This window comes from Nocardioides marinquilinus (assembly GCF_039543705.1).
Lineage (GTDB): Bacteria > Actinomycetota > Actinomycetes > Propionibacteriales > Nocardioidaceae > Nocardioides > Nocardioides marinquilinus.
In genome coordinates this window covers 872,716-890,803 of record NZ_BAABKG010000001.1, presented here as the reverse complement: position 1 = coordinate 890,803, position 18,088 = coordinate 872,716, and the positions used below count along the sequence as shown (strand labels likewise).

25 protein-coding genes are annotated in these 18,088 nt (G+C 71.4%); 3 read left to right on the top strand and 22 right to left on the bottom strand.

Annotated elements, in window-relative coordinates:
* The first annotated feature begins 157 nt into the window (after nt 1-157).
* Both ABEA04_RS04355 and ABEA04_RS04350 read left to right on the top strand, forming a co-directional pair.
* Nucleotides 158-349 carry a hypothetical protein gene (locus tag ABEA04_RS04355; RefSeq protein WP_345454893.1) on the top strand — a complete coding sequence of 64 codons (192 nt, stop codon included), beginning with the start codon at nt 158-160 and terminating at the stop codon, nt 347-349.
* Nucleotides 349-864 (top strand): hypothetical protein, encoded by a 516-nt coding sequence (locus ABEA04_RS04350; RefSeq protein WP_345454891.1) that lies wholly within the window; start codon nt 349-351, stop codon nt 862-864. The genes ABEA04_RS04355 and ABEA04_RS04350 overlap by 1 nt, the downstream gene beginning before the upstream one ends.
* Nucleotides 865-972: 108 nt before the next feature.
* Here the strand turns inward: ABEA04_RS04350 and ABEA04_RS04345 are convergent, their stop codons facing one another.
* Genes ABEA04_RS04345 through ABEA04_RS04335 form a run of 3 tightly spaced genes read right to left on the bottom strand, consistent with a single transcriptional unit; the run spans nt 973 to nt 3,056 of the window.
* Nucleotides 973-1,356 carry a hypothetical protein gene (locus tag ABEA04_RS04345; protein WP_345454889.1) on the bottom strand — a complete coding sequence of 128 codons (384 nt, stop codon included), beginning with the start codon at nt 1,354-1,356 and terminating at the stop codon, nt 973-975.
* Nucleotides 1,353-2,270 carry a hypothetical protein gene (locus ABEA04_RS04340; RefSeq protein ID WP_345454887.1) on the bottom strand — a complete coding sequence of 306 codons (918 nt, stop codon included), beginning with the start codon at nt 2,268-2,270 and terminating at the stop codon, nt 1,353-1,355. The genes ABEA04_RS04345 and ABEA04_RS04340 overlap by 4 nt, the downstream gene beginning before the upstream one ends.
* Before the next feature lie 3 nt (nt 2,271-2,273).
* The gene (locus ABEA04_RS04335; RefSeq protein ID WP_345454885.1) at nt 2,274-3,056 is read right to left on the bottom strand and encodes a peptidoglycan recognition protein family protein; all 783 of its coding nucleotides are present in this window, start codon (nt 3,054-3,056) and stop codon (nt 2,274-2,276) included.
* Nucleotides 3,057-3,140: 84 nt separating this feature from the next.
* Between ABEA04_RS04335 and ABEA04_RS04330 the strand changes: the two genes are divergently transcribed.
* The gene (locus ABEA04_RS04330) at nt 3,141-3,431 is read left to right on the top strand and encodes a hypothetical protein (protein ID WP_345454883.1); all 291 of its coding nucleotides are present in this window, start codon (nt 3,141-3,143) and stop codon (nt 3,429-3,431) included.
* On the opposite strand, the gene ABEA04_RS04325 is transcribed toward ABEA04_RS04330, so the two are convergent.
* From ABEA04_RS04325 to ABEA04_RS04235, 19 genes are all read right to left on the bottom strand, one after another.
* Nucleotides 3,428-3,907 (bottom strand): hypothetical protein, encoded by a 480-nt coding sequence (locus tag ABEA04_RS04325; protein ID WP_345454881.1) that lies wholly within the window; start codon nt 3,905-3,907, stop codon nt 3,428-3,430. The genes ABEA04_RS04330 and ABEA04_RS04325 overlap by 4 nt on opposite strands.
* Nucleotides 3,908-3,910: 3 nt before the next feature.
* Complete coding sequence (locus ABEA04_RS04320; protein ID WP_345454879.1) at nt 3,911-4,327, bottom strand: hypothetical protein; 417 nt, start codon at nt 4,325-4,327, stop codon at nt 3,911-3,913.
* A 32-nt stretch (nt 4,328-4,359) separates the two neighbouring features.
* Nucleotides 4,360-4,542, bottom strand: a complete 183-nt coding sequence (locus tag ABEA04_RS04315; RefSeq protein WP_345454877.1) for a hypothetical protein — start codon at nt 4,540-4,542, stop codon at nt 4,360-4,362.
* A 3-nt stretch (nt 4,543-4,545) separates the two neighbouring features.
* Nucleotides 4,546-4,815, bottom strand: coding sequence for a hypothetical protein (locus ABEA04_RS04310; protein WP_345454875.1), 270 nt, complete (start codon nt 4,813-4,815; stop codon nt 4,546-4,548).
* 13 nt (nt 4,816-4,828) lie between these two features.
* A complete protein-coding gene (locus tag ABEA04_RS04305; protein ID WP_345454873.1) occupies nt 4,829-6,556 on the bottom strand; it encodes a hypothetical protein in 1,728 nt (575 codons plus the stop codon).
* On the bottom strand, nt 6,549-7,781 hold the full coding sequence (locus tag ABEA04_RS04300) for a hypothetical protein (RefSeq protein ID WP_345454871.1): 1,233 nt from the start codon (nt 7,779-7,781) through the stop codon (nt 6,549-6,551). Before ABEA04_RS04300 ends, ABEA04_RS04305 begins: the two co-directional genes overlap by 8 nt.
* A 5-nt stretch (nt 7,782-7,786) precedes the next feature.
* Entirely contained in the window at nt 7,787-9,538 is a 1,752-nt protein-coding gene (locus ABEA04_RS04295; protein WP_345454869.1) for a DNRLRE domain-containing protein, read from the bottom strand.
* On the bottom strand, nt 9,535-13,008 hold the full coding sequence (locus tag ABEA04_RS04290) for a phage tail tape measure protein (protein WP_345454867.1): 3,474 nt from the start codon (nt 13,006-13,008) through the stop codon (nt 9,535-9,537). The genes ABEA04_RS04295 and ABEA04_RS04290 overlap by 4 nt, the downstream gene beginning before the upstream one ends.
* Nucleotides 12,975-13,322 (bottom strand): hypothetical protein, encoded by a 348-nt coding sequence (locus ABEA04_RS04285; RefSeq protein WP_345454865.1) that lies wholly within the window; start codon nt 13,320-13,322, stop codon nt 12,975-12,977. Before ABEA04_RS04285 ends, ABEA04_RS04290 begins: the two co-directional genes overlap by 34 nt.
* A gap of 74 nt (nt 13,323-13,396) precedes the next feature.
* Complete coding sequence (locus ABEA04_RS04280) at nt 13,397-13,717, bottom strand: hypothetical protein (RefSeq protein ID WP_345454863.1); 321 nt, start codon at nt 13,715-13,717, stop codon at nt 13,397-13,399.
* Between the two features lie 98 nt (nt 13,718-13,815).
* Entirely contained in the window at nt 13,816-14,376 is a 561-nt protein-coding gene (locus tag ABEA04_RS04275) for a phage tail tube protein (RefSeq protein WP_345454861.1), read from the bottom strand.
* A gap of 39 nt (nt 14,377-14,415) precedes the next feature.
* On the bottom strand, nt 14,416-14,601 hold the full coding sequence (locus tag ABEA04_RS04270; protein ID WP_345454859.1) for a hypothetical protein: 186 nt from the start codon (nt 14,599-14,601) through the stop codon (nt 14,416-14,418).
* A complete protein-coding gene (locus ABEA04_RS04265; protein WP_345454857.1) occupies nt 14,598-14,987 on the bottom strand; it encodes a hypothetical protein in 390 nt (129 codons plus the stop codon). Before ABEA04_RS04265 ends, ABEA04_RS04270 begins: the two co-directional genes overlap by 4 nt.
* A 2-nt stretch (nt 14,988-14,989) precedes the next feature.
* Nucleotides 14,990-15,256: a hypothetical protein gene (locus tag ABEA04_RS04260; protein WP_345454855.1), complete on the bottom strand. Its 267-nt coding sequence runs from the start codon at nt 15,254-15,256 to the stop codon at nt 14,990-14,992.
* A 25-nt stretch (nt 15,257-15,281) separates the two neighbouring features.
* Nucleotides 15,282-15,623, bottom strand: coding sequence for a hypothetical protein (locus tag ABEA04_RS04255; protein WP_345454853.1), 342 nt, complete (start codon nt 15,621-15,623; stop codon nt 15,282-15,284).
* Nucleotides 15,620-16,117, bottom strand: a complete 498-nt coding sequence (locus ABEA04_RS04250) for a hypothetical protein (protein WP_345454851.1) — start codon at nt 16,115-16,117, stop codon at nt 15,620-15,622. Before ABEA04_RS04250 ends, ABEA04_RS04255 begins: the two co-directional genes overlap by 4 nt.
* Before the next feature lie 17 nt (nt 16,118-16,134).
* Nucleotides 16,135-16,452, bottom strand: coding sequence for an SAP domain-containing protein (locus ABEA04_RS04245; protein WP_345454849.1), 318 nt, complete (start codon nt 16,450-16,452; stop codon nt 16,135-16,137).
* A 14-nt stretch (nt 16,453-16,466) separates the two neighbouring features.
* Nucleotides 16,467-17,405, bottom strand: coding sequence for a phage major capsid protein (locus ABEA04_RS04240; protein WP_345454847.1), 939 nt, complete (start codon nt 17,403-17,405; stop codon nt 16,467-16,469).
* Between the two features lie 21 nt (nt 17,406-17,426).
* Nucleotides 17,427-18,068: a hypothetical protein gene (locus tag ABEA04_RS04235; protein ID WP_345454845.1), complete on the bottom strand. Its 642-nt coding sequence runs from the start codon at nt 18,066-18,068 to the stop codon at nt 17,427-17,429.
* Nucleotides 18,069-18,088: the final 20 nt, after the last annotated feature.

Below are 18,088 nucleotides of genomic sequence, written 5' to 3'. Positions count from 1 at the left end.
CGAACCGACGACCTATTCATTACGAGTGGCTGGCCTTTCACGCTCTGCTCGCCGGGATTCGGGGCAATTGTCAGCCATTGTGTGAGCCAACGCGATGAGGCTCGGGCGCCTACCGGCCCCCTCGACAGTGGGCAGCGGCCTTGCTCATGATGTGCCGATGGCTTCCTACCGTGCCCGCACACAGTCTGGCGACGACATCTCGGGCGCCGACTTCGACAACAACGACGACGCGATGGTGTGGGCCAGCAAGCTGGTGACGAAGGACCGCAACCCGGTCATCCTCGAGCGACGTACCGGTGAGTCAACCTGGGAGTACGTCGGTACGTTCAACCGCACGGTCCGCGACTAGTGCGCGTCCTCCTCCTACTCGCCGGCGCCCTCACCTGCGTCCTCTTGAGCGGTTGTGACGGCGGGGAGTCAGACGCCGACGACCCCGGGAGCCCACCCGAGTCCAGGTCGACCACGGCACCGCAGCCCGAGCCTGACTTCGCAACGGCCGCGGACCTCTTGGCAGCGGCCGAGGACGCCGGGGTCGAGGTGTGCGCCAAACCCCAGGTCTCGCGCAACGCAAGCAGCGCCATCGACCAGCTGCACTGCAACCTCTACGCACCGACCTACGTCACAGCCCGGATCTACGACGACATCGTCGACCAGGCCTACGACATTGCGGGCCAGCGTGAGCTGGCGTTTTACGACCAGCGGGAGGGCCGTCCCCCGCAGGGCGTCCTCTACAACCAGGACGGCAGCCCGCCCTGGCTCCTGGCAGGACCTCTTGAGCAGGTACGCGCGGCGTCCGACGACCTCGGCGGCGTCCTTATCGACATGAGCTACCGGGAGAACGCGATCAAGCCGACCGGACCGTAGGCACGTCAGAACGCCCCGCCCCTTCCAGGGAAGGGACGGGGCGGTCTTACAGATGGGGTCAAACTTTGCCCTTTGACAGGTCAGGGGCGCGATCTTGACCTCTGCGGGTCACCTCGGGCGGTGGCGGCGCTTCGGCCGCGGGGCTGCGGCAAGGAACGGCAGGAACCGGCGCAGCCACTCCTCGACGGCCGGAATAGCCATGATGCGGGTGACGGCTGCGGCGACCCCCACGACGCCGGCGAGCAGGGGGACCTTGGCGGGGTCGAGGCCGGCGGCGCCGATCAGCAGCGGCATCAGCACGCACAGCCCGACGAGGGCCTGGAAGGCGCTGCGGGCCGTGGACCGCCACGGCCGGCGGACCTGGGTCGGGGTGACGGCCACCTCGAGCTGTGTGGTGGGCATCGTGTCGACCGCCACCGCGGTGGCGGGGACGGTCTCGGGTACGCGGACGTGCGTGGGCTCGGTCATGGCGCTGGGCTCCTTCTCGGTCATCCGGGGATCTCGCGGTAGCGGGGGTCGTCGGCACCCAGCCGGATCTGCCAGGGGCGCCAGGTGAGGCGGTAGACCGTCCAGGTCCACCAGTGGTCGAAGCCGGGGAGCCGGCCCATCACGACGGTGGGCTGGCTGGTCTCGAGGTCGGTGAGCTCGGCATCGATGACGCGGCCGCCGCGGTGGGTGCGCACCAGGCGCTTCGCGGCGATGCGTAGGTTCGGCCACCGGGTGCGGAGGTAGAGCACGGCCCAGCCGAGGACGAGGTGCATGTTCCAGTCGGCGCCGTAAGAACGGCCGACGATGCGCCGGCGCATCTCCTTCGGCAGCCCGCGACGCCACTTCCGAAGCGCGCGGGCGGCACCGGCGGTCATGGCGCGGTGCACCTTGGACGGCCAGCCGCCGCGGAACCCGCCGGGCGTCGACACCCTGGCCGGGGTGTGCATCTCCGAGACGAGCACGACCTGGCCGGTCTTGGTGACCTCGACGGCCGCGGCGAGCACGGTGAGCGGGGCGTCGCGGGACGTGCGCAGCCGCATGTGGGTGGTCTCGAGCGCGTCGGCGCGCAGGAGGCGGGTGGTGCCGCGTCGGCCGAGGAGCGCGCATTCACCCTCGCCGCGACCGCGGGCGTGGAAGAGCCAGAAGCCGTTGGCGCGGGCCCACTCGACGAGGGCCTGGCGGTGCTCGGCCGAGCCGACCTCGGTGAGCCGGATGACGTCGGCGGTGCGCTCGCCGCGGCCGTTGGCCATCGTGGTGAGCGCGGCCTTGAGCTGGGCCCGGGTGGCGGAGTAGCGGCCCGAGATCCGCGCGGAGGCGAGGTGCGCGACGTCGTCGACGCTGCGGGGCTCGCCACGTCGGCGGCCCCAGCCGGTGAGGGACTCGATCGCGGCGGCGGCCAGGCCGCGGGCGGTGGCCACGCCTCAGCCCTCGTCGTCGTCGACGAGCGAGCGGATGCCGCGGCGCAGCTGCTGCAGCTGGCGCTGCAGGTCCTCGTCGACGAGCTGGCGGACCTTGGGGGCGCCCTTGGTGCGCATCCGGTCGAGGGCGCGCTGCAGGTCGTCGAGCTCGACCAGGCCGCGGGCGGCGAGCGGGAACGGCTGCGGCTCGGGGTCGGGCTTGGCGTGCAGGCGGGCGTGCGCGCGGGCGAGGTCGCGGCGGAAGTCGTCGGCGTCGAGCATGCCGGGATCCCACTTGCCGGTCGTGCTGGTCTCGCGGTGCATCCGCTGGGCCTGCGCGCTGGTGCCGAGGACGTCCATCTTCACGACACCCAGCACGACCATCGCGCCGTACTGCGCCGGTGACCAGCCCTCGGAGCCGGTGTTGAGGCACTCGGTGCCCCAGTAGAGGCTGTTGCCGTCGCCGGCGGCCACGGTGCCGGCGGCGCGGGCGACACCGGCGTGGTTGGCGCGGCCGGCGGCGCAGAGGTAGATGACGCCGCGTCGGCCGACGGCGGTCTGGCACAGCGGGGCGGGCAGGTCGGGGCGGCCCTCGAGCGTCATCCAGTCGACGTAGGCCGGGGTGTCGGGGCTGCCGCCGGTGTGGTGCCACAGCCCACCGACGGGCCGGAACGTGCCGGTCGAGGCCGGGCGGCCGCGGTCGCGCCACCCGGGCAGCTCGACGACGTCGACGTCGATCTGCAGGGCCTTCGCCGTCGTGCGGATCCGTGCCGGCAGGTCGGCCGGCAGGCGGGTGATCGTGGACATGCGTGGTCCTCTCGGGGTGGGCGGGCTTAACGGCCCGTTGCGATACGACCCACCGGCTCGCGAGCTGGCGTAGGGTCGCGGGCCATGGGGTTCCAGCTCGCGGGATGGGTCGAGTTCGTCGTCGAGGTGCAGTGGGTGACCGACGAGTCAGCCGACTTCGGTGGGTTCGTCCGCGGGCTTGGCGACCAGGAGCCGTTGGCGATGAACCTGACGCTGCTGCAGAGCGCCGTCGGCACGCAGGCGCTCGGCGCGATGGTCGATGGGCAGAGCACGAACACGCACTACGTGCGGTACGCCGGCCCTGCTTTCACAGTGAGCGTGGCGATGGAGTACCTGCGCGACCTGGCTTCGCGATGCTTCCCGCGTCAGACCTAAGAACCGGAAGGCCCCGCTAGCTCGTCCAGTGGGGTGACCTGGTCGGTCAGGTGCGGGTGCGGGCGAATCATGGCCACGCGCTCGCCAGCGGCCGCTCGGGCCACCTCGTCGACGACGACCATGCGGAGCGTCTCGAAGCCGTCGTACAGCTCGTTCCACGCCCGTCGGCAGCGGCCGTCCTGCTGGGCCATCTCCTCACGGTGCCGGTCGCGCATGGCGTCCATCTCGGCCTCGAGCTGGTCGCTGCGGTCGCGCCAGCGCACCTCTCCGGCCTCGGCCCGCTCGGCCCGGCGCTCGGTAGCGTCGAGCGCCTGCTGGGTCTCGTCGAGCCGCTGCTTGTCGCCAAGCGCGGCATCCGTGACCTGTTGCTGTCGGTTCTGGTCGGCGCGACCGCGCCGGTTCTGGACCAGGGCGCCGACGGCGGCGAGCAGGCCGGCGAGCGCGACGATGACCGCCGCGATGCCCTCGAAGTCCACACGTCACCGGCCCTTCGGGTGGTCGTACTCCTCAGCGAGTCGCTCGAACGGGGTGATCAGCGGTTGCCCGCACATGAGCAGGTCCTTGGCCATGAGCACGAGGAAGGCGATGGTGCCGACCGGGGTGGTGGGTCCGCCTTCGGCGAAGGACATCGCGAACGCTGCGGCGAGCACGGCCTCGAGGACGACGGAGACGACCATGCCGACCCGGGCGCGGTCCTCACTGCGGCTGATGGCTGCGTTGAGCAGGAACCCCGCGCCGGCTAGGAACAGCAGCCCCCACACCGGGATCGGCATGATCGCGCGGGCCACGGAATAGGCGGGCCCGGTGAAGCGGTCGGCGAGCACCAGCGCCGAGGTGCCGATCAGGGCGTGGCCGACGACCGTGATCAGCAGGTAGGCCCGGGCCCGTGTCGTCATCGTGATCCCCGGTACCGGCGCGGGGTGGCTCATCAGCTGGCCGGGCCCCAGCTGGGCGGGTTGACGAACGAGGCGACCGGGGAGGTCTTCGCGGCGTCGGAGTAGAACGTGACGCGGCCACCGTCGTCGCTCATGGCGACGGCCTGGGCCTCGACGGTGTGCTCGACGCCGGCCGAGTCGCGGACCAGGTACTTCTTCGCGCGCGTGGTGGCCATGGGTCACTTCCCCTTCGTGGTGGCGGCCGCCTTGGTGGTGGTCCGCTTCGTAGTGGCGCGCCGCCGGTCGGTCGGCTGCCTGGTCTTCTCGAGCTGGGCGACGCGGGCGAGCGCCTCGTTGAGCTGCGCCCGCAGCAGGGGAACCCGGGCCTGCAGGTGGGCGAGCTGAGCCATGTCGGCCTCGTACTGCTCCTGCTGCTGAGCCAGGGCGATGCGTGGGTCGACCTCAGCGGTCTCGGTCTTGGTGGTGGGCTGAGCGGGCTGCGCGGGCATGGGGCTCCTCGTGCTACTTGACGCGGTGGATGGTGAGGTAGGACTGGGCGTAGACCGTCGCGCCTGACGAGGCCGCGGAGTTGCGGGTGCGGGCGCTGATGGTGTGGTTGCCGGAGGCGAGGCCGGTGATCCGGTAGGTCCGGGCGAAGCCGCCGCGGGTGCTCGCCGCCCCGCGGGTGCGGATGACCTGGCCGGTGGCGTTGCCGTCGACAAGCAGCTCGACGAGGTTGACGGTGCCCGCGGTGGTGATCTCGACGTCAGGGTTCACGGTGACCATGTAGACCGCGGTCGCGCCGGGGCTGGTGACCTGCTGGCTCATGTTGGTCAGGGTCACGTTCCCGGTGCCGGTCGGCGTCGCGTCCGCGGTCGAGGCCACCTGGTAGGACTCCCCGACGGCCCAGACGCGGGCGTCGACGGTGTCTCGGAAGGTGCCGGTGCCGACGTCGCCGTTGCGCATGGTCGCGTCGAGCACACTGCCGGAGGGCACGGTGATGACGGGCGCGGTGAGGGTGATGCTGGTCTCGGCGAAGAGGCGCACCTCGTTCTTGCCGCTGAGGCGGGCGGTGCCGTCGGAAGCGACCGAGATCGAGCCCATCGAGACGCTGTCGACCACGGACTGCAGCGAGACCCTCTTGCCCAGCGAGTAGAACGCGTCAGCGTTCAGCTCGAGGAAGGACTCGGTGGCGTCGGAGACCATGAGCATCCGCGCGGCGCGGGTGTTGCTCCCGGCGGCACCGGTCTCGAAGGTCAGCGTCGGACGGTTCTGGTAGGCCGAGGGGTTGATGACCGAGGGCGTCTCGCCGCTGAGGCCGGCGAAGGACTCGATGATGCCGCCGGAGCCGTCGTTGCGGACGACGATGCGCTCGCCGGTGCCGGCGGTGCGCACGATGGCGCCGGTGATGGTCTTGCCGTCGATCGCGTCGGCCGAGAGCTTGATCGCGGTGATGGCGCCGGCGGCGATCTCGTTGGCGGTCACGGCGCCGGCGGCGAGCTTGACCGTGGTGATGGCGCCCGCTGCGATCGTGGCCGCGGTGACCGCGCCCGCTGCGAGCTTGGTCGTGACGACCGCGCCGGCCGCGAGCTCGTTGGCCGTGATCGCGCTGGCCGAGATGTCGGGGGTCGTCACGGGGAAGCGGCCTTGCAGCGCGGTGACTGCCCCCTCGGCGGCCGTGAGATCGGACGTCAGCGTCGGCAGGGTCGTGGTGTTGAGCTCGTCGAGCGCCTGGGTGAGCGCGTCGAGGTCGGCCTGCAGCGCGGGGTTGATCGGGACGGTCTCGGGGTTCAGGAAGGCGCCGTCGCGCACGGGCACCCGCGAGGGGACGCCGACGATCCTCTCGAGGTCCGCCGAGAGGCTGACTGGGACGGGGTCGTCGTAGACGCCCACGGGCCAGAGGTCGCGCTCAGCGAACGGGATCACGACGTCGCTCGGCTCGCCGTCACCGGTGGAGACCTCGGCGACCAGGTCGAGCGGCACCTGGCCGCCGACGACGGGGGCGACGGGGTCTCCTTCGGCGGCGTCGTCGTTGAGGCCGGTGGCGAGGGTGATGGTCGACGAGGTGAGGTCGCACTCGAGGTACTCGTAGCGTTCGCCGTTGATCTCGAGGTCGCCGCCGGCGTTGTCGAAGTCCTCGATGGAGTCGACGGTGAGCACGGTCGCGCCGGCGGCCGCGTCGTCCGTGAGCTCGGTTCCGGTGGCGTCCCAGTCGACGGACTCGACGAGGCCCGCGACGGTGTCAGCCACGGTTGCGCCCCCGTCCGCGTCGGCGGGGCTTGGGCTTGGTGCGGCGGAACGAGACGGCCCGCTGGTAGCCGATGGTCATGTCGCCTCCGATGCCGAGGGGGATGGAGCCTTCGCCGAGGCGGAGGCGGGCGGTGGTGGTGTCTGTGGCGACGCTGATGACGTCGTCGTTGTCGAGGTGGAAGACCGGCACGCACGTCGCGGTCGTGGTCGACGAGGCGAGGTTGAGTCCCTGGCGCAGCTCGCGCTTCGCGAGGTCGGCGGCGTCGGCCTGGCGGCGGTACTGGTCGCCGTCGATGAACTTGGGCAGGTAGCGGGGGGCGCCATTCCGTCCAAGATTGTCCGGCGACAGCGGGTGCCGCTTCTTCGCGATCGCGGACACCGCGACCTTCTCGACCTTGACCTTCTTGTCCTTCTCGTCCTTGGCCGGCTTCTTCGGCTTCTTCTTGGGCCGGATGGTGCCCTGCACGCGCACGGCGTTGACGACGTTCGTGGCGTCGTAGGCGACCGTCGGGTTGGCGGTCAGGCGCTTCTCGTTGAGCGCGAGTGCGGGCTTGCTGGGGAGGGGGCGCAGCGTGAGGTAGCCGTCGCAGCTGTAGTCCAGGCGCATGCCGGTGAGGGCGGCGATCTTGTTGGCCACCGTCCACGGAGACGCCTCGTCGGACCACCCCACGTTGAAGGGCTTGCTCTTCGGGGTGCGTCGGTCGTTCTTCTCGGGCAGCCGGAACCGGTTCTCGCCCGTGGCGGCCATGATGCGGCGGATCGCGTCGACGCAGTTGGTGCCGCCCTTGACACGGATCGGTGGGCGGCCGCGGACGGCGAAGGCGGCCTTGTCGTGGCACTCGACGGTGAGGGTCTCGCCGTCTCGTGTGACCGTGATGACGGGCCCGACGAACGGGGTAGCGGTGACCCGTCCGACGCCGGGCACGACGACTGTGTGCTGCACGCGCACCATGCGGTCGAGGAAGAGGCTGGTGGCGTAGGGGCTGCGGGTGTCGAGTCCAAGCCGCCGGTCGGGGTCGTGGAAGGTCAACGAGGCGGTGCGCCTGATGGCGTTGTCGCGGGGCTGGATGTTGACCTGCCCGTCGAGCAGCGTCTCGCGGACGCCGGCCAGCACCTTGCCCTCGGTGCTGAGCACCTCGACCTCGATCTCGAAGTCGTGGTTGCCGAACAGGTGCGCGAGGTAGCGGCGGTGCTCGGAGTCGGTCAGGCCGAGTCGCTGCGCCATCGTTCTCAGGCCTTCCAGGGGACGTCGTCGACCTGCCACCAGCTGAAGGAGACCCGGTTGTATCGCTCGACGCCCGAGCGCGGTGCGGGGCTGATGGTGATGTCGCCGACGTTGACGAGCAGCACCTCGTCGCCGAGGAATAGCCGCAGGAGGCGATCGGGGTCGGAGCTCTTCACGCGGTAGAGCCAGGCCGTTGAGGCGTCGGCCGACTTCACGCCGTCGTAGTCGACGAGGTCGCCGGTGACGGTGCCGGAGGCGGGCGGGCGGTAGGCCACGCGGCGGATGGGCGGTCCGCCGATGGGCTGGTGGACGACGGCGAGCTCGGCCGCGGTGCGGGTGCCTTCGTCGATGCCGAGGATGAGGGCGCCGTCGTCGTCGTCGGGGTCTACGAGCCAGATGCCGGTGATGCGTGGGGTGACGGTCGAGGACGGGCCGCCCGCGGACACCTGGCCGTTGACGACGCGGCGGACGCGGTAGGTGACCGGGTGGTTGGGGGTGACGTCCCAGTCGGTCCAGGTGAAGTTGAGCGTCGCGGCGTTGTTGCGGAAGACGCGCTGCCCGTTGCGCTCGACGACCCAGCCGTCGGGGGCCTGCTCCGCGGTGGCGGTGACGGTGACGCGGGGACGGATTCCGTCGGAGGTGGCTGCGACTGTGGCGGGCGGGTTGACGCCGGCGGTGGTCGAGAGCGTGACGTCCTTGGTGGCTGAGGCGTAGGCCGGGTCGCCGGGGGTGACGAGCCGGTCGACGGCGTCCCAGACGCGAACCTCGATCGTGACCGTCTGGCCCTCGTTGCGGAGGATGTCGCGGGGTGCCTGCCATGCCTTGCTGGCGGAGGTGACGCGGCCGGAGTCGGCGACGACGGTGCCGTCGCCGCGGGTGACGAGGACGCGGAAGGCCTCCTGCGTGCCCCCGGTGACGGACCACAGGACGGTGGGGCTCTCGTCGTCGGAGGTGGTCCCCGGTGAGGTGATGGTGACGGTGGGCTTGGTGACGCGGGTGAACGTCGCCCACTGGGACCAGGCGGTCAGTCCAGTCCCGCCGCGCGTCCGCGCTCGCCACGAGGTGACGGCATTGTTGGCCAGGCCGCCGAATGCGGTGTCGGCGAGCACGACCTGCCCGGCCTCGGAGGGGATCTCCCCGGAGTCGAAGTCGTAGGGCGAAGCGGCGTTTGCGTCGAGCTGCACCTGGACGGCGACGGTGTCCTCAGGCACGAGGAACGACAGGGTCGGCTTCGCGACCGAGATGGCGCCGCCGTCGGGGTAGAGGTCTTCGGGCGCCTCGCCCGGCTCGAGGACGTCGACATCGAGGACCGGCGCGCCGGTCGCCGCACTCGAGCCCTTGAACTTGATGAGCGCGGTCGCGTTCAGCCGCCAGCCGTAGTTCGTGAGGCCGCCGGCGGCCCAGGCCTGCACGTCGGCGGTGACGTCCCACACCCACTTCGCGCCGGCCTTGGGGTTCGACTTGGTCAGCGCGTTGGTGGCTGCGCTGACTGCCGGGGTGCTGTTCCACGTGGCCCGGTTGCCCCACTGCTCGGCCGCGCGGCGGAGGTTGACCGTGACCGAGCCGCTGACGTCGGCGACCTGAGTCAGGGTGAGGAATGCGGTCGGGATGACGGCGTCCTCGTCGATCGAGATCGGCAGCCCCGCCCGGGCAAGCATGTGAGCCGCCTGCGAGACCGGGATCTGGGCTGCGACGCCGTAGGCCTGGTTCGGCTTGGACTGCTGAACCGAGACCGCGGTCGGGGCGAGCAGTGTCATCGCGATCGCCACCCTTCCCGGACGAGGCCGGCCTGGAGGTCGGCGGAGTCCTCGTAGACCTCGCGGAGGTAGCCCTCGAACTCCTCCTCGCCGATCACGACGGTGACCGAGCGGATCCCGCCGGCAGCTCCGGCCGGCTGGGGGCGCAGCTCGGCCGCGGTGGCGCGGGCGGCGCGGGCGGGTGCGGCCGCTGCGACGAAGGCGTCGCGCTGCGCGGCCGTGGCCGCTGCGCTTGTGGCCTCCACGCCCACTCCGAGGGTCGGGCGTGCGCCAGCGAGCTTGGCCATTCCGGCAAGGGATGCCAGGGCCAGGTCGCGGCCGGCCTTGGCCATCCGCGGGATCTCGTCCTCGATGCCGTTCGCGCCACCCACGCCGAGCATGCGGCCCAGGTAGTGCATCTTCCGCGACGGGGAGTGGCTGTCGGCGGCCTGGTGGGCAGCACGGATGGCGGAGGTGACCGCTGCCGCGGCGTTCGAGGACAGTCGCTGCTCGGTGGTTGCGAAACCGCTGATGATGCCGGCCTCGAGCTGGTTGCCGACGTCGAGGCCGCCGCGGTAGGCGATCCCGCTGGCCTCCCTGGTGCCGGAGTTGAGGGACCGGTTCACACCGCTGGTGTCGGCCTTGGCCTTGCCGGTGGTCTTGGCGAGGTCGCGGACGATGTCGAGGCCGCCGCGGCGGACGATCTCGCCCGCGTCGCCGGTGAAGGTGTCGAATGAGCGCATCGCCTGCCGGAAGTCGGGCTTGACCTCCGAGAGCGCTTCGGCCTGGCGGATGACCGTCCGCACGTCCTTCGCCGCAGGGCCGACGCCCTCGATCTTCATCAGCGTCGTGACCTGCTTCGGGGTCAGCTTGTAGGTCTGGCCGAGTCGCTCGACCTGCCGCTCGGTGAGGTCGACTCCCGGGGCTGAGACGACGGTGCGGATCCGGCTGAACCGCTGCAGTCCCTTGAACTCACCGAGCAGGCGCACCGCGTCCTGCGACGTCTGCGGCAGGTTGCCTTCGATCCGGGTGCGCACCGAGCGCGGGAACTTCTGGTACTGCGCCACCGTGATGCCCAGGTCCTGGGCGGTCTGGCGCACGACCTGGCGGTGGTTCGTGAGCTCGCCGGTGTTCTTCTGGATGCGCTCGCTGAAGACGTTCTGCGTCGCGTTGAAGGTGGCCAGGGCGTCTGACGCCTCGGAGTAGGCGCGCTCGGCGTCCTCGATCTCCTGGTCGGAGAACTGCACCCGTTGGGTGCCCTGGCCTGGGGCTGAGACCTCCTTGTAACCGCGCTGCACGGCCTCGTACATGGCCTGCGCAGAGGCGAGGTTGCGCTCGAGCGGGACTCGCGCGTCGCCGAGGGCTCGGTTGACGTAGTCCTGCGCGTTCCCTTGGCCAAGGGTGGCCGAGACGATGGTGCTCATCGACACGCCGAGGTCGCGGAGCTGCTTGATGTCCGAGGAGAGCTCGCCGTCCTTGAAGAACGCGGCCTCGACCGCGGCGCGGGTGGTGTTGCCGTACTCGTTGACGACGCCTCGCAGTGCTTCGCGCAGTGAGTCGGCTCCCTCCTGGGCCGACTCGAAGCCGGAGACGGACTCGAAGACGCCCTCGGCCAGCTTGTAGTCGCGGCTGGTGATGCCGAGCTGCTCGCTGACGCTCTTGAGCAGCCCGATGCTGGCGCCGATGGCGCCGCCGATGGGGCCGCCGACTGCGAAGCCCAGCAGTGCGAGCCCGCCGACCTCGCCGAGGGTCTTCAACGCACCCTCGCTCTCGCCCGAGGCGTTGGTCAGGGCGAGCATGCCGCCGATACCGGCGGCGCCCTTCGCGGCGGTGCCGAGTCGGCCCATCATCGTGGCGGTCCGCTGGGCACGGGTCTCGGCGTACGTCATCTCGGCGCGCCACTGCTGGAAGGCGGCGCGGTTGCGGCCGACCGAGGTGGTGACGGCGCCGACCGGGCCGCTGAGCTTCTTCATCACGAGCAGCACGGCGCCGGCCTGCAGCGCAAACGAGGCGACGTCGTCGGGGATGACCTCGACGATGTCGGCGAGCAGCTCGAGGCCGTCGCCGACAAGGGCGATCGGGGAGACGAGCGGGGCGAGGTTCTCGGCGGCGTCGCCGAAGGCGGGCGCGAGCTTGGTGCCGATCCGGACGACGTCGCCGACGGCGTCCTGGACGTCCTCGAAGATCGGCACGATGACGCCGTCGAGGCCGGTGATGTCCTCGAGCGAGGCGGCGACCCCGTCGAGGCCGTCGGCGCGGAAGCCGTCCTGCAGCTTGCCGGTGACGGTGTCGATGACGGGCAGCACGCGGCCGCCGAGCACGTCGACGAAGGTCTGCTCGAGGTCGCGGCGGAAGGACTCGACGCGGCCGCGGGCGTTGTTGCCGAGGGTGTCGCTGGCCCGCTGGGCGGCGCCCTCGAACTTGCCGAGCTGGCGGCCGCCGTCGGCGAGGGACTGCAGGAACTCGGGGATGTTCTTGGTGCCGAGGTCCTCGAGCGGGGTGCCGAACAGCGCGAGCGCCAGCGTCGCCTGCTTCGTCGGGTCCTTGACGTCGAGCAGCGACCGGACGATCTGCTGCGTCGCGCGGCCTGCCTTCTCGCCGCCGGCGAGCAGCTGGTTCGGGATCCGTGTGAAGTCGAGGCCGAGGTCCTCGAGCGCGGTGCGGGTCGCCATCGAGTCGTCGGTGGCGCGGATCGTGAACTCCTTGATCGCGTCGCCGGCCTTGTCGATCCCGTAGGTTCCCTTGTCGGCGCCGGCCACGAGCAGCGAGAACGCCTCGGGGCCGCCGATCCCGACGGCGTTGAAGAATTGGCCGTACTCCTCGACGGCGTCCTGGATGTCGGGCGCGAGGGCGGGGCCGACCTTGCTCGACGCGGCGGTCAGCAGGTCGAGGGCACCGGTGACGTCCTTGGCCATGCCGGACTTCACGGCGGTGCGCGCGACCGAGATCGTGCGGGGGACGTCGCTCTCGAAGATGTCGGCGAACGAGAGGGCGAGTCCGCTGACCCGGCGCAGCTCGCCGCCGTCGAGGTCGCGGAAGGCGGCCTTGACGGCACCGACGGCGTTGGCCGAGTCACCGAAGCTCTCGCCGAAGTTGTCGCGGTAGAGGTTGCCGGCGGTCCGGCCGAGCGCCGCTGCCTGTCGCTCCCCCAGGCCGAGCGAGGCGGCGACCCGGTCGAGGTCGACCTCCTGGTCCATTGCCTTCGTGGTGCCGTCGACGAGCGCGGCGCCGAGGCCGAGGCTTGCGGTGGCGCCGGCGGCGACCCCGAAGAGCTTGCCGAACTTGCTGCCGGCCTCCTGCCCTCCGCCGGCGCCCTCGCTGAGACCGTCGCTGAGGCCGTCCCCGGCGCCGCGGCCGGCGGCGTTGCCGAAGTCGTTGCCGAAGCGCTGGCCGGAGCGGCGGGCGAGCGGGTCGAGCTCGCCCTGGATAACGCGAGATGCGCCCCGCAGGGACGGAATCAGGGAGAGGTAGGCGCTGGCGATCTCGGCCACGGCGGTCTCCTCACGCTGCTCGTTCGGGTAGGTAGGGGGGCGGTGTGGCCGGCAGCGCGGAGGGCGGCGATGACCTCGTCCTGCGTGAGGTCGGTCCTGCCGCGCTTCTCCACGGTGGGGCCGTCGGTCGTCCACGGACGCCGCGCCGGCTTCGGCCGCACGAAGTGGACCTGGCGGAACGCGTCGAAGAGGTCCGCCATGATCAGCGCCTCGCGGGTGGCCGGGTAGGCCCATCCAGAGGCGGCAGCGAAGGTGTGTGTGCTGGGGTCCTGCAGCAGCCCGTGGGCGAGGCGGGCGGCCTCGGTCAGGGTCATCCGGTCGCCGATGTCGCGTAGGCCGAGGCCGAAGCGGTCGCGCCAGTCGAACTCGAGGGCTCCTCGGTGTGCGGCTAGGAGGCCGAGGAACCCCGTGATTCCCCCATCCACTCCCGAACGATGGTGAGGAGCCGGCCGGTGGGCAGGTTCTCGAGGACTGCGCGGACATCGGGTGGGATGTCGGCGGTCTTGAGCATGGCGAACCCGAGTGCCGTCTGGGCCATCTCGTTCTCCGGGTGCAGGACGGCGTCGATGGTGTAGCGCCCGGGGACGTCGGCGACGCCCTCGTTGATCGCGGGCAGGTGGTAGGTCTGGCCGTCCTCGGTGAAGCTGTAGACGGCGCCGTCGGGCTTGGTGCCGGCCTTGGGGGCGGCGGTCTTCTTGGCGGTGGGCATGCGCGGGTGCTCCTTCGCGGCTGGGGCGCGCGGGTGGATGGTGGTGCACCCCCCGCCCGGGCCCGCGCGCCCAGACGGGGGGTGGTCTGTGCGCGGCGTCAGGCCGGCGTCTTGAGCGAAGTCGCCCAGCGCTTGAAGTTGTAGCCCTTGACGGGGTCGCGCTCGCCCTCGATCGTCACGCCGTAGCCGATGACCTCGCCGGTGGCGAGGGTGTGGGCGGCCACGGAGGCGACGACTCCGCGGGGGATGTAGTCGCGGATCAGCTCGGGGCCGTCGATGACGTCGACGATGTAGGAGCTGGGGTCGCGGGTCTTCACCTGGTACTCGAAGGAGCCCTCGGACGCGCCCGGGGTGACGGTGACGCCGAAATAGGTCTCGGCCACGGCGATCGAGGACTCGAGCAGGATGAACGTCCAGGTCGGACGGTCCTCGGAGGGGGTGCGGATGACGCGCACCGTGGTGCCGTTCTGCCACGCCTTGATGGCGGTGGCGTCGCCGGCGTCGGGCAGCTCGATCTCGACGCCGTCCTCGCCGACGAAGCCGAGGTCGGTGAAGCCGGTGGTGGATCCGGCGGTGCCGGTCGGTGCGGTCGCGCTGGTCGCGCCCTTCATGATGGCGCCCGTGACGGCCACGCGCACCTTGGAAGCATCGGTCGCCATGGTCAGCGTCCCTTCGTGTTGTCGGCTCTGGGAGCCGGGTCAGTTGTTGGTCTGCGCGGGCTTCGGCGGCGTGGTCTTCGCCGTCGTCTTGGGGGCGGCGAGCTTCTTCGGGGCGCCCGCCTTGGCAGTAGGGGCCTTCTCCCACCCCTGGGTCAGGTAGGGCCCCTCGCGGCCGTCGTCGACCTCGATCGTGTCGCCGGTCTCGGTGTGCTTGAGCTTGATCACGACAGCTGTTCTCCTCGGGTGCGGATGGTGGTGAGCGCCAACCGCTGCGGCTGGCGCGAGTCGTCGATGACCCGGGAGGGGCCCGACTCGTGCGTGACCCGGACGACGGGGTTGCCGTCGGGTGCTGCCCACAGCAGCGCGCCGACGAGCCGGGCCAGGTCGGAGGCATCGGCCTCGGTGCCGGCCCACACGCGCCACGACAGGCGGGCGTTGTCGAAGATGCCGGTCTGGCCGCCGCCGTCGCGGCGGACGACGACCATGCGGTCGACGCGCGGCTCGGGGACGGCGGTGCCGACGTGGACGTTGGAGGCGTAGGACTCGGGGCGAGCGGCGAGCGCGGTCTCGAGGTGGGTCACGGCCCATGCCTCGACGTCGGGGAAGAGCATCGTCATGCACCTCCGGCGGCGTCGATGGCGCGGGCGAGGGTCCCGTGGCGCGCCTCGACCAGGTGGGAGTGAGGGGCGCGGGCGACGACGCGGGCGACGACGCGGTCGGTGGTGATGACCTCGACGTCGAGGCCGTTCAGATAGTTGCCGGTCTGCTTGAACTGCTCGGCTGCGGCGCGTGCCGCGGCGAGCGACCGGCGGGCACGGGCCTCGAGCTCGGCGACCACGCCGGGGTCGCGCAAGATGGCACGGGCGCCGGCCGTGTTCATGCGGACTCGACCCTGGCCGGCCACCTCAGCCGCTCACGATCTTCGCGCGGATGACGGTCCCGGGACGCCAGCCGGTCTGGGGGTGGCGCCAGTCGAAGGGCTGGCCCTCGACCTCGCAGACCTGGCCCCGGACGACGAGCCGATCGGTGGCAGCGACGTCGGTTCCGGCGGGTGCGTAGATCTCGAAGTCGCACACGACGGCGGTCCTGCCGACCTCCACGGGTTCGGTCGACCCGCCGTCGGCGATCCCGCACCCGTGGATGAAGGTCTCGGCGGCGGCGTCCCAGTCACGGACCTTCGCGTTGTAGCGGTCGGTGACCAGCGGTGCACGCCGGCGGACGACCGTCTCGCCGTAGGCGAAGCTCATGGCTCGACCTGCTCGTAGAGCGGCTGGCCGGCGATCGACGCTCCGCACGAACAGGTCGTGCCGGCGCCGAAGTAGACCGAGCAGACCGGCGAGTGGAGGGCGCCGCCCGGCGCGGTGTCGACGGTGAAGGCCTGACGTGTCTGGTCGTCGGCGCTCTTGCAGAGGTCCTGCAGGTCGCGGATCTCGCTCGGCCACAGGTTGTAGCCAGTGCGCTGGCGCGTGTCGACGGTGGTGCTGAAGGGCCCGGCGCTCTGCTGCTGGACGGATCCGGCGCCGGCTTCTGCCCAGCGCTTGATGGCGCCGAGCAGGATCAGCTTGGCCTCGGCGAGCTGTCCGGCGCCGGGGCCGGGTTCGGTCGAGGCGAGGCAGGGGGCGACTCGGGCGGCCTTGGCGTTGGCGCCGGCGACGAGGTCGTCGATCAGCTCGGCGCCTTGCATCTGCTCGGGGAGGTCGGAGGTCTTGACGATCTCCGGGGTCTCTCCTTGCTGCGCCATGAGTCGCCCCCTGCTGCTCAGGCCTGGGCCTTGTCGTCCGCCTCGAGGGCGGCGACGAGGTCCGGCTTGTTGCCGTCGGTCGGGATCAGCGCGTCGTCCTCGCGGCCGTCGTTGCGCTTGTCGATCTCGGCGCGCAGCTCGTCGACCTTGAGACCGGCGTAGGGCGACGGGTCTCCCCCGCCGCCCTTGTCGCGCCGGCCGCGCCCGCCGGACTGCTCGACGGGGCGGTAGCCGGCGGCGAGCCGCGCGGCCTCCTTCGACTTGGCCACGCTGACCTGCATCCCGTTGGGTGCGGTCAGGGTGACGGTGTCCGCGGGCTGGTCGTTCTTCGCCATGGTGTGGTCTCCGATCAGACGTTCGCGACGGCGTCGAGGACCTTGGCGAAGGCGTCGACGGAGAGGATGCCGATGCCGTAGACGACCTCGGCGCGGATGGCGATCTGGTTGTTGCGCTTGAGGTCGCCGAGCCCGTCGGGGTCGCCGTAGCGGATGACCTCGAGCGGGATGTCGCGCTGCACGCCCCAGCGGAAGGCGGTGAAGTCGCCGACGATGGCCTTCACGTTGGGGTTGGTGGTGCGGTAGGCGCCGGTGCCGGTGGTGAGGACCTCGGGGCCACCGCGGACGGTGTCGGACACGGCGGCGTTCAGGCCGAGGAAGGTGCCCATGTCCTGGCCGAAGCCGAGCTCGGGGTAGAGCTTGCGGCCCTGGCCGTCGCGCTGCGTGGACAGCTTGAAGGCGAAGCCGTTGTCGAAGGCGATGCCGTTGGGGCTGAGGTTGTCGTCGATGACGAGTCCGACGGCGGCCTCGACGGCCTCGTCGGGCTTGCCGACCGTGGCCGTGGTGAGCTCGACGGCGTTGGTGGTGTCCAGGATCTTGGCCGGCGACCCGGAGAGCGGGGCGCCGGTGAGCGGGTTGATGCCGTGGATGGCGATCAGGTCGAGCGCTCGGCCGAGGGCGACGCCGGAGAGGTCGCCCATCTCGCGGACGACGCCCAGCTGGTAGTCCTCGTCGGCCCACTGGACCTCCTCGTTGAACCGCTGGGTCACCTGGACCTTGCGCGGGATCGCGGTGACCGGGGCGAAGGTGGCCGTGGACTCGCTCTTGGCGGCGCCCTCGCCGACGACCTCGCCGCGGGGCGGGGCGGTGAGGGTCATGTACTCCTGCTCGCCGAACTCCTGGGGCTCGGCGCCGGAGAGCTTGGCCAGCACGGACTGGCCGATGGCCTTCTTCCACACGCCGGGGCGCATGTGCTTGGGGAGGGACAGGGACGAGGTGGCGAGGGTGGACATGGTGCGTTCTCTCTTTCGGGGTTAGGCCCCGCCGCCGAAGAGGGTTCGCGCGTACTCGCGCTCGTCATCGTCGGTGGTGGTGCCGGAGGATGTCGTCGTGCCCTCCTTGGGCACGCGGGGGTGCTTCTTCCTGCGCTCCGACTCGCGGCCGGCCAGGCGAAGGGCCTGCGACCGCATGGCCTCCTCGTCGGTGCCGGTGAGGAACAGCTCGGCGTCCGAGGGCTCGTCCTTCTCGCCCTTCTTGGTGCTGATGCCGAACTCGGCGGCGATCTCAGCCCGGAGTGCCCGCTGCTTCGCGGCGGTGCTCTGGGACTCGAGATCGTTGAGGCGGTCCTCGAGCGTCTTGGCGCCCTCGGCGCGGGACTTGAGGTCGTCGTAGTCGCCGAACTTCTTCGCCGCCTTCTGACGCTCCTCGGTGCGGGCCTTGCCCACGAGCCGGTCGACGTCGTCCTGGGTGAAGGACGTCGGGGTGCCGTCGCCCGATCCGGAACCGGTGCCACCGTCGCCGCCGTTCTGGCCGGTGCCGCCGTCCCCGGTGCCGCCGTCTCCGCCGTCGCCGCCGGCCGCCATGGACCATCCGCCGTACAGGGCCCGGTTGCGGGCGATGGTGCGCTCGAGCCAGCCGCGGTCGGCCGGCGGGAGGAGCGAGTGCGTGTCGGTCATGCGCAGTTCTCCGTTGCCTC

What these genes read in the sequence shown, in the direction of transcription:
- ABEA04_RS04260 (WP_345454855.1), bottom strand. Translation starts at nt 15,256, where the DNA reads ATGAACACGGCCGGCGCCCGTGCCATCTTGCGCGACCCCGGCGTGGTC.
- ABEA04_RS04235 (WP_345454845.1), bottom strand. Translation starts at nt 18,068, where the DNA reads ATGACCGACACGCACTCGCTCCTCCCGCCGGCCGACCGCGGCTGGCTC.
- ABEA04_RS04335 (WP_345454885.1), bottom strand. Translation starts at nt 3,056, where the DNA reads ATGTCCACGATCACCCGCCTGCCGGCCGACCTGCCGGCACGGATCCGC.
- ABEA04_RS04245 (WP_345454849.1), bottom strand. Translation starts at nt 16,452, where the DNA reads ATGGCGAAGAACGACCAGCCCGCGGACACCGTCACCCTGACCGCACCC.
- ABEA04_RS04255 (WP_345454853.1), bottom strand. Translation starts at nt 15,623, where the DNA reads ATGAGCTTCGCCTACGGCGAGACGGTCGTCCGCCGGCGTGCACCGCTG.
- ABEA04_RS04250 (WP_345454851.1), bottom strand. Translation starts at nt 16,117, where the DNA reads ATGGCGCAGCAAGGAGAGACCCCGGAGATCGTCAAGACCTCCGACCTC.
- ABEA04_RS04275 (WP_345454861.1), bottom strand. Translation starts at nt 14,376, where the DNA reads ATGGCGACCGATGCTTCCAAGGTGCGCGTGGCCGTCACGGGCGCCATC.
- ABEA04_RS04320 (WP_345454879.1), bottom strand. Translation starts at nt 4,327, where the DNA reads ATGACGACACGGGCCCGGGCCTACCTGCTGATCACGGTCGTCGGCCAC.
- ABEA04_RS04265 (WP_345454857.1), bottom strand. Translation starts at nt 14,987, where the DNA reads ATGCTCTTCCCCGACGTCGAGGCATGGGCCGTGACCCACCTCGAGACC.
- ABEA04_RS04330 (WP_345454883.1), top strand. Translation starts at nt 3,141, where the DNA reads ATGGGGTTCCAGCTCGCGGGATGGGTCGAGTTCGTCGTCGAGGTGCAG.
- ABEA04_RS04345 (WP_345454889.1), bottom strand. Translation starts at nt 1,356, where the DNA reads ATGACCGAGAAGGAGCCCAGCGCCATGACCGAGCCCACGCACGTCCGC.
- ABEA04_RS04240 (WP_345454847.1), bottom strand. Translation starts at nt 17,405, where the DNA reads ATGTCCACCCTCGCCACCTCGTCCCTGTCCCTCCCCAAGCACATGCGC.
- ABEA04_RS04315 (WP_345454877.1), bottom strand. Translation starts at nt 4,542, where the DNA reads ATGGCCACCACGCGCGCGAAGAAGTACCTGGTCCGCGACTCGGCCGGC.
- ABEA04_RS04285 (WP_345454865.1), bottom strand. Translation starts at nt 13,322, where the DNA reads ATGACCCTGACCGAGGCCGCCCGCCTCGCCCACGGGCTGCTGCAGGAC.
- ABEA04_RS04280 (WP_345454863.1), bottom strand. Translation starts at nt 13,717, where the DNA reads ATGCCCACCGCCAAGAAGACCGCCGCCCCCAAGGCCGGCACCAAGCCC.
- ABEA04_RS04295 (WP_345454869.1), bottom strand. Translation starts at nt 9,538, where the DNA reads ATGACACTGCTCGCCCCGACCGCGGTCTCGGTTCAGCAGTCCAAGCCG.
- ABEA04_RS04300 (WP_345454871.1), bottom strand. Translation starts at nt 7,781, where the DNA reads ATGGCGCAGCGACTCGGCCTGACCGACTCCGAGCACCGCCGCTACCTC.
- ABEA04_RS04355 (WP_345454893.1), top strand. Translation starts at nt 158, where the DNA reads ATGGCTTCCTACCGTGCCCGCACACAGTCTGGCGACGACATCTCGGGC.
- ABEA04_RS04310 (WP_345454875.1), bottom strand. Translation starts at nt 4,815, where the DNA reads ATGCCCGCGCAGCCCGCTCAGCCCACCACCAAGACCGAGACCGCTGAG.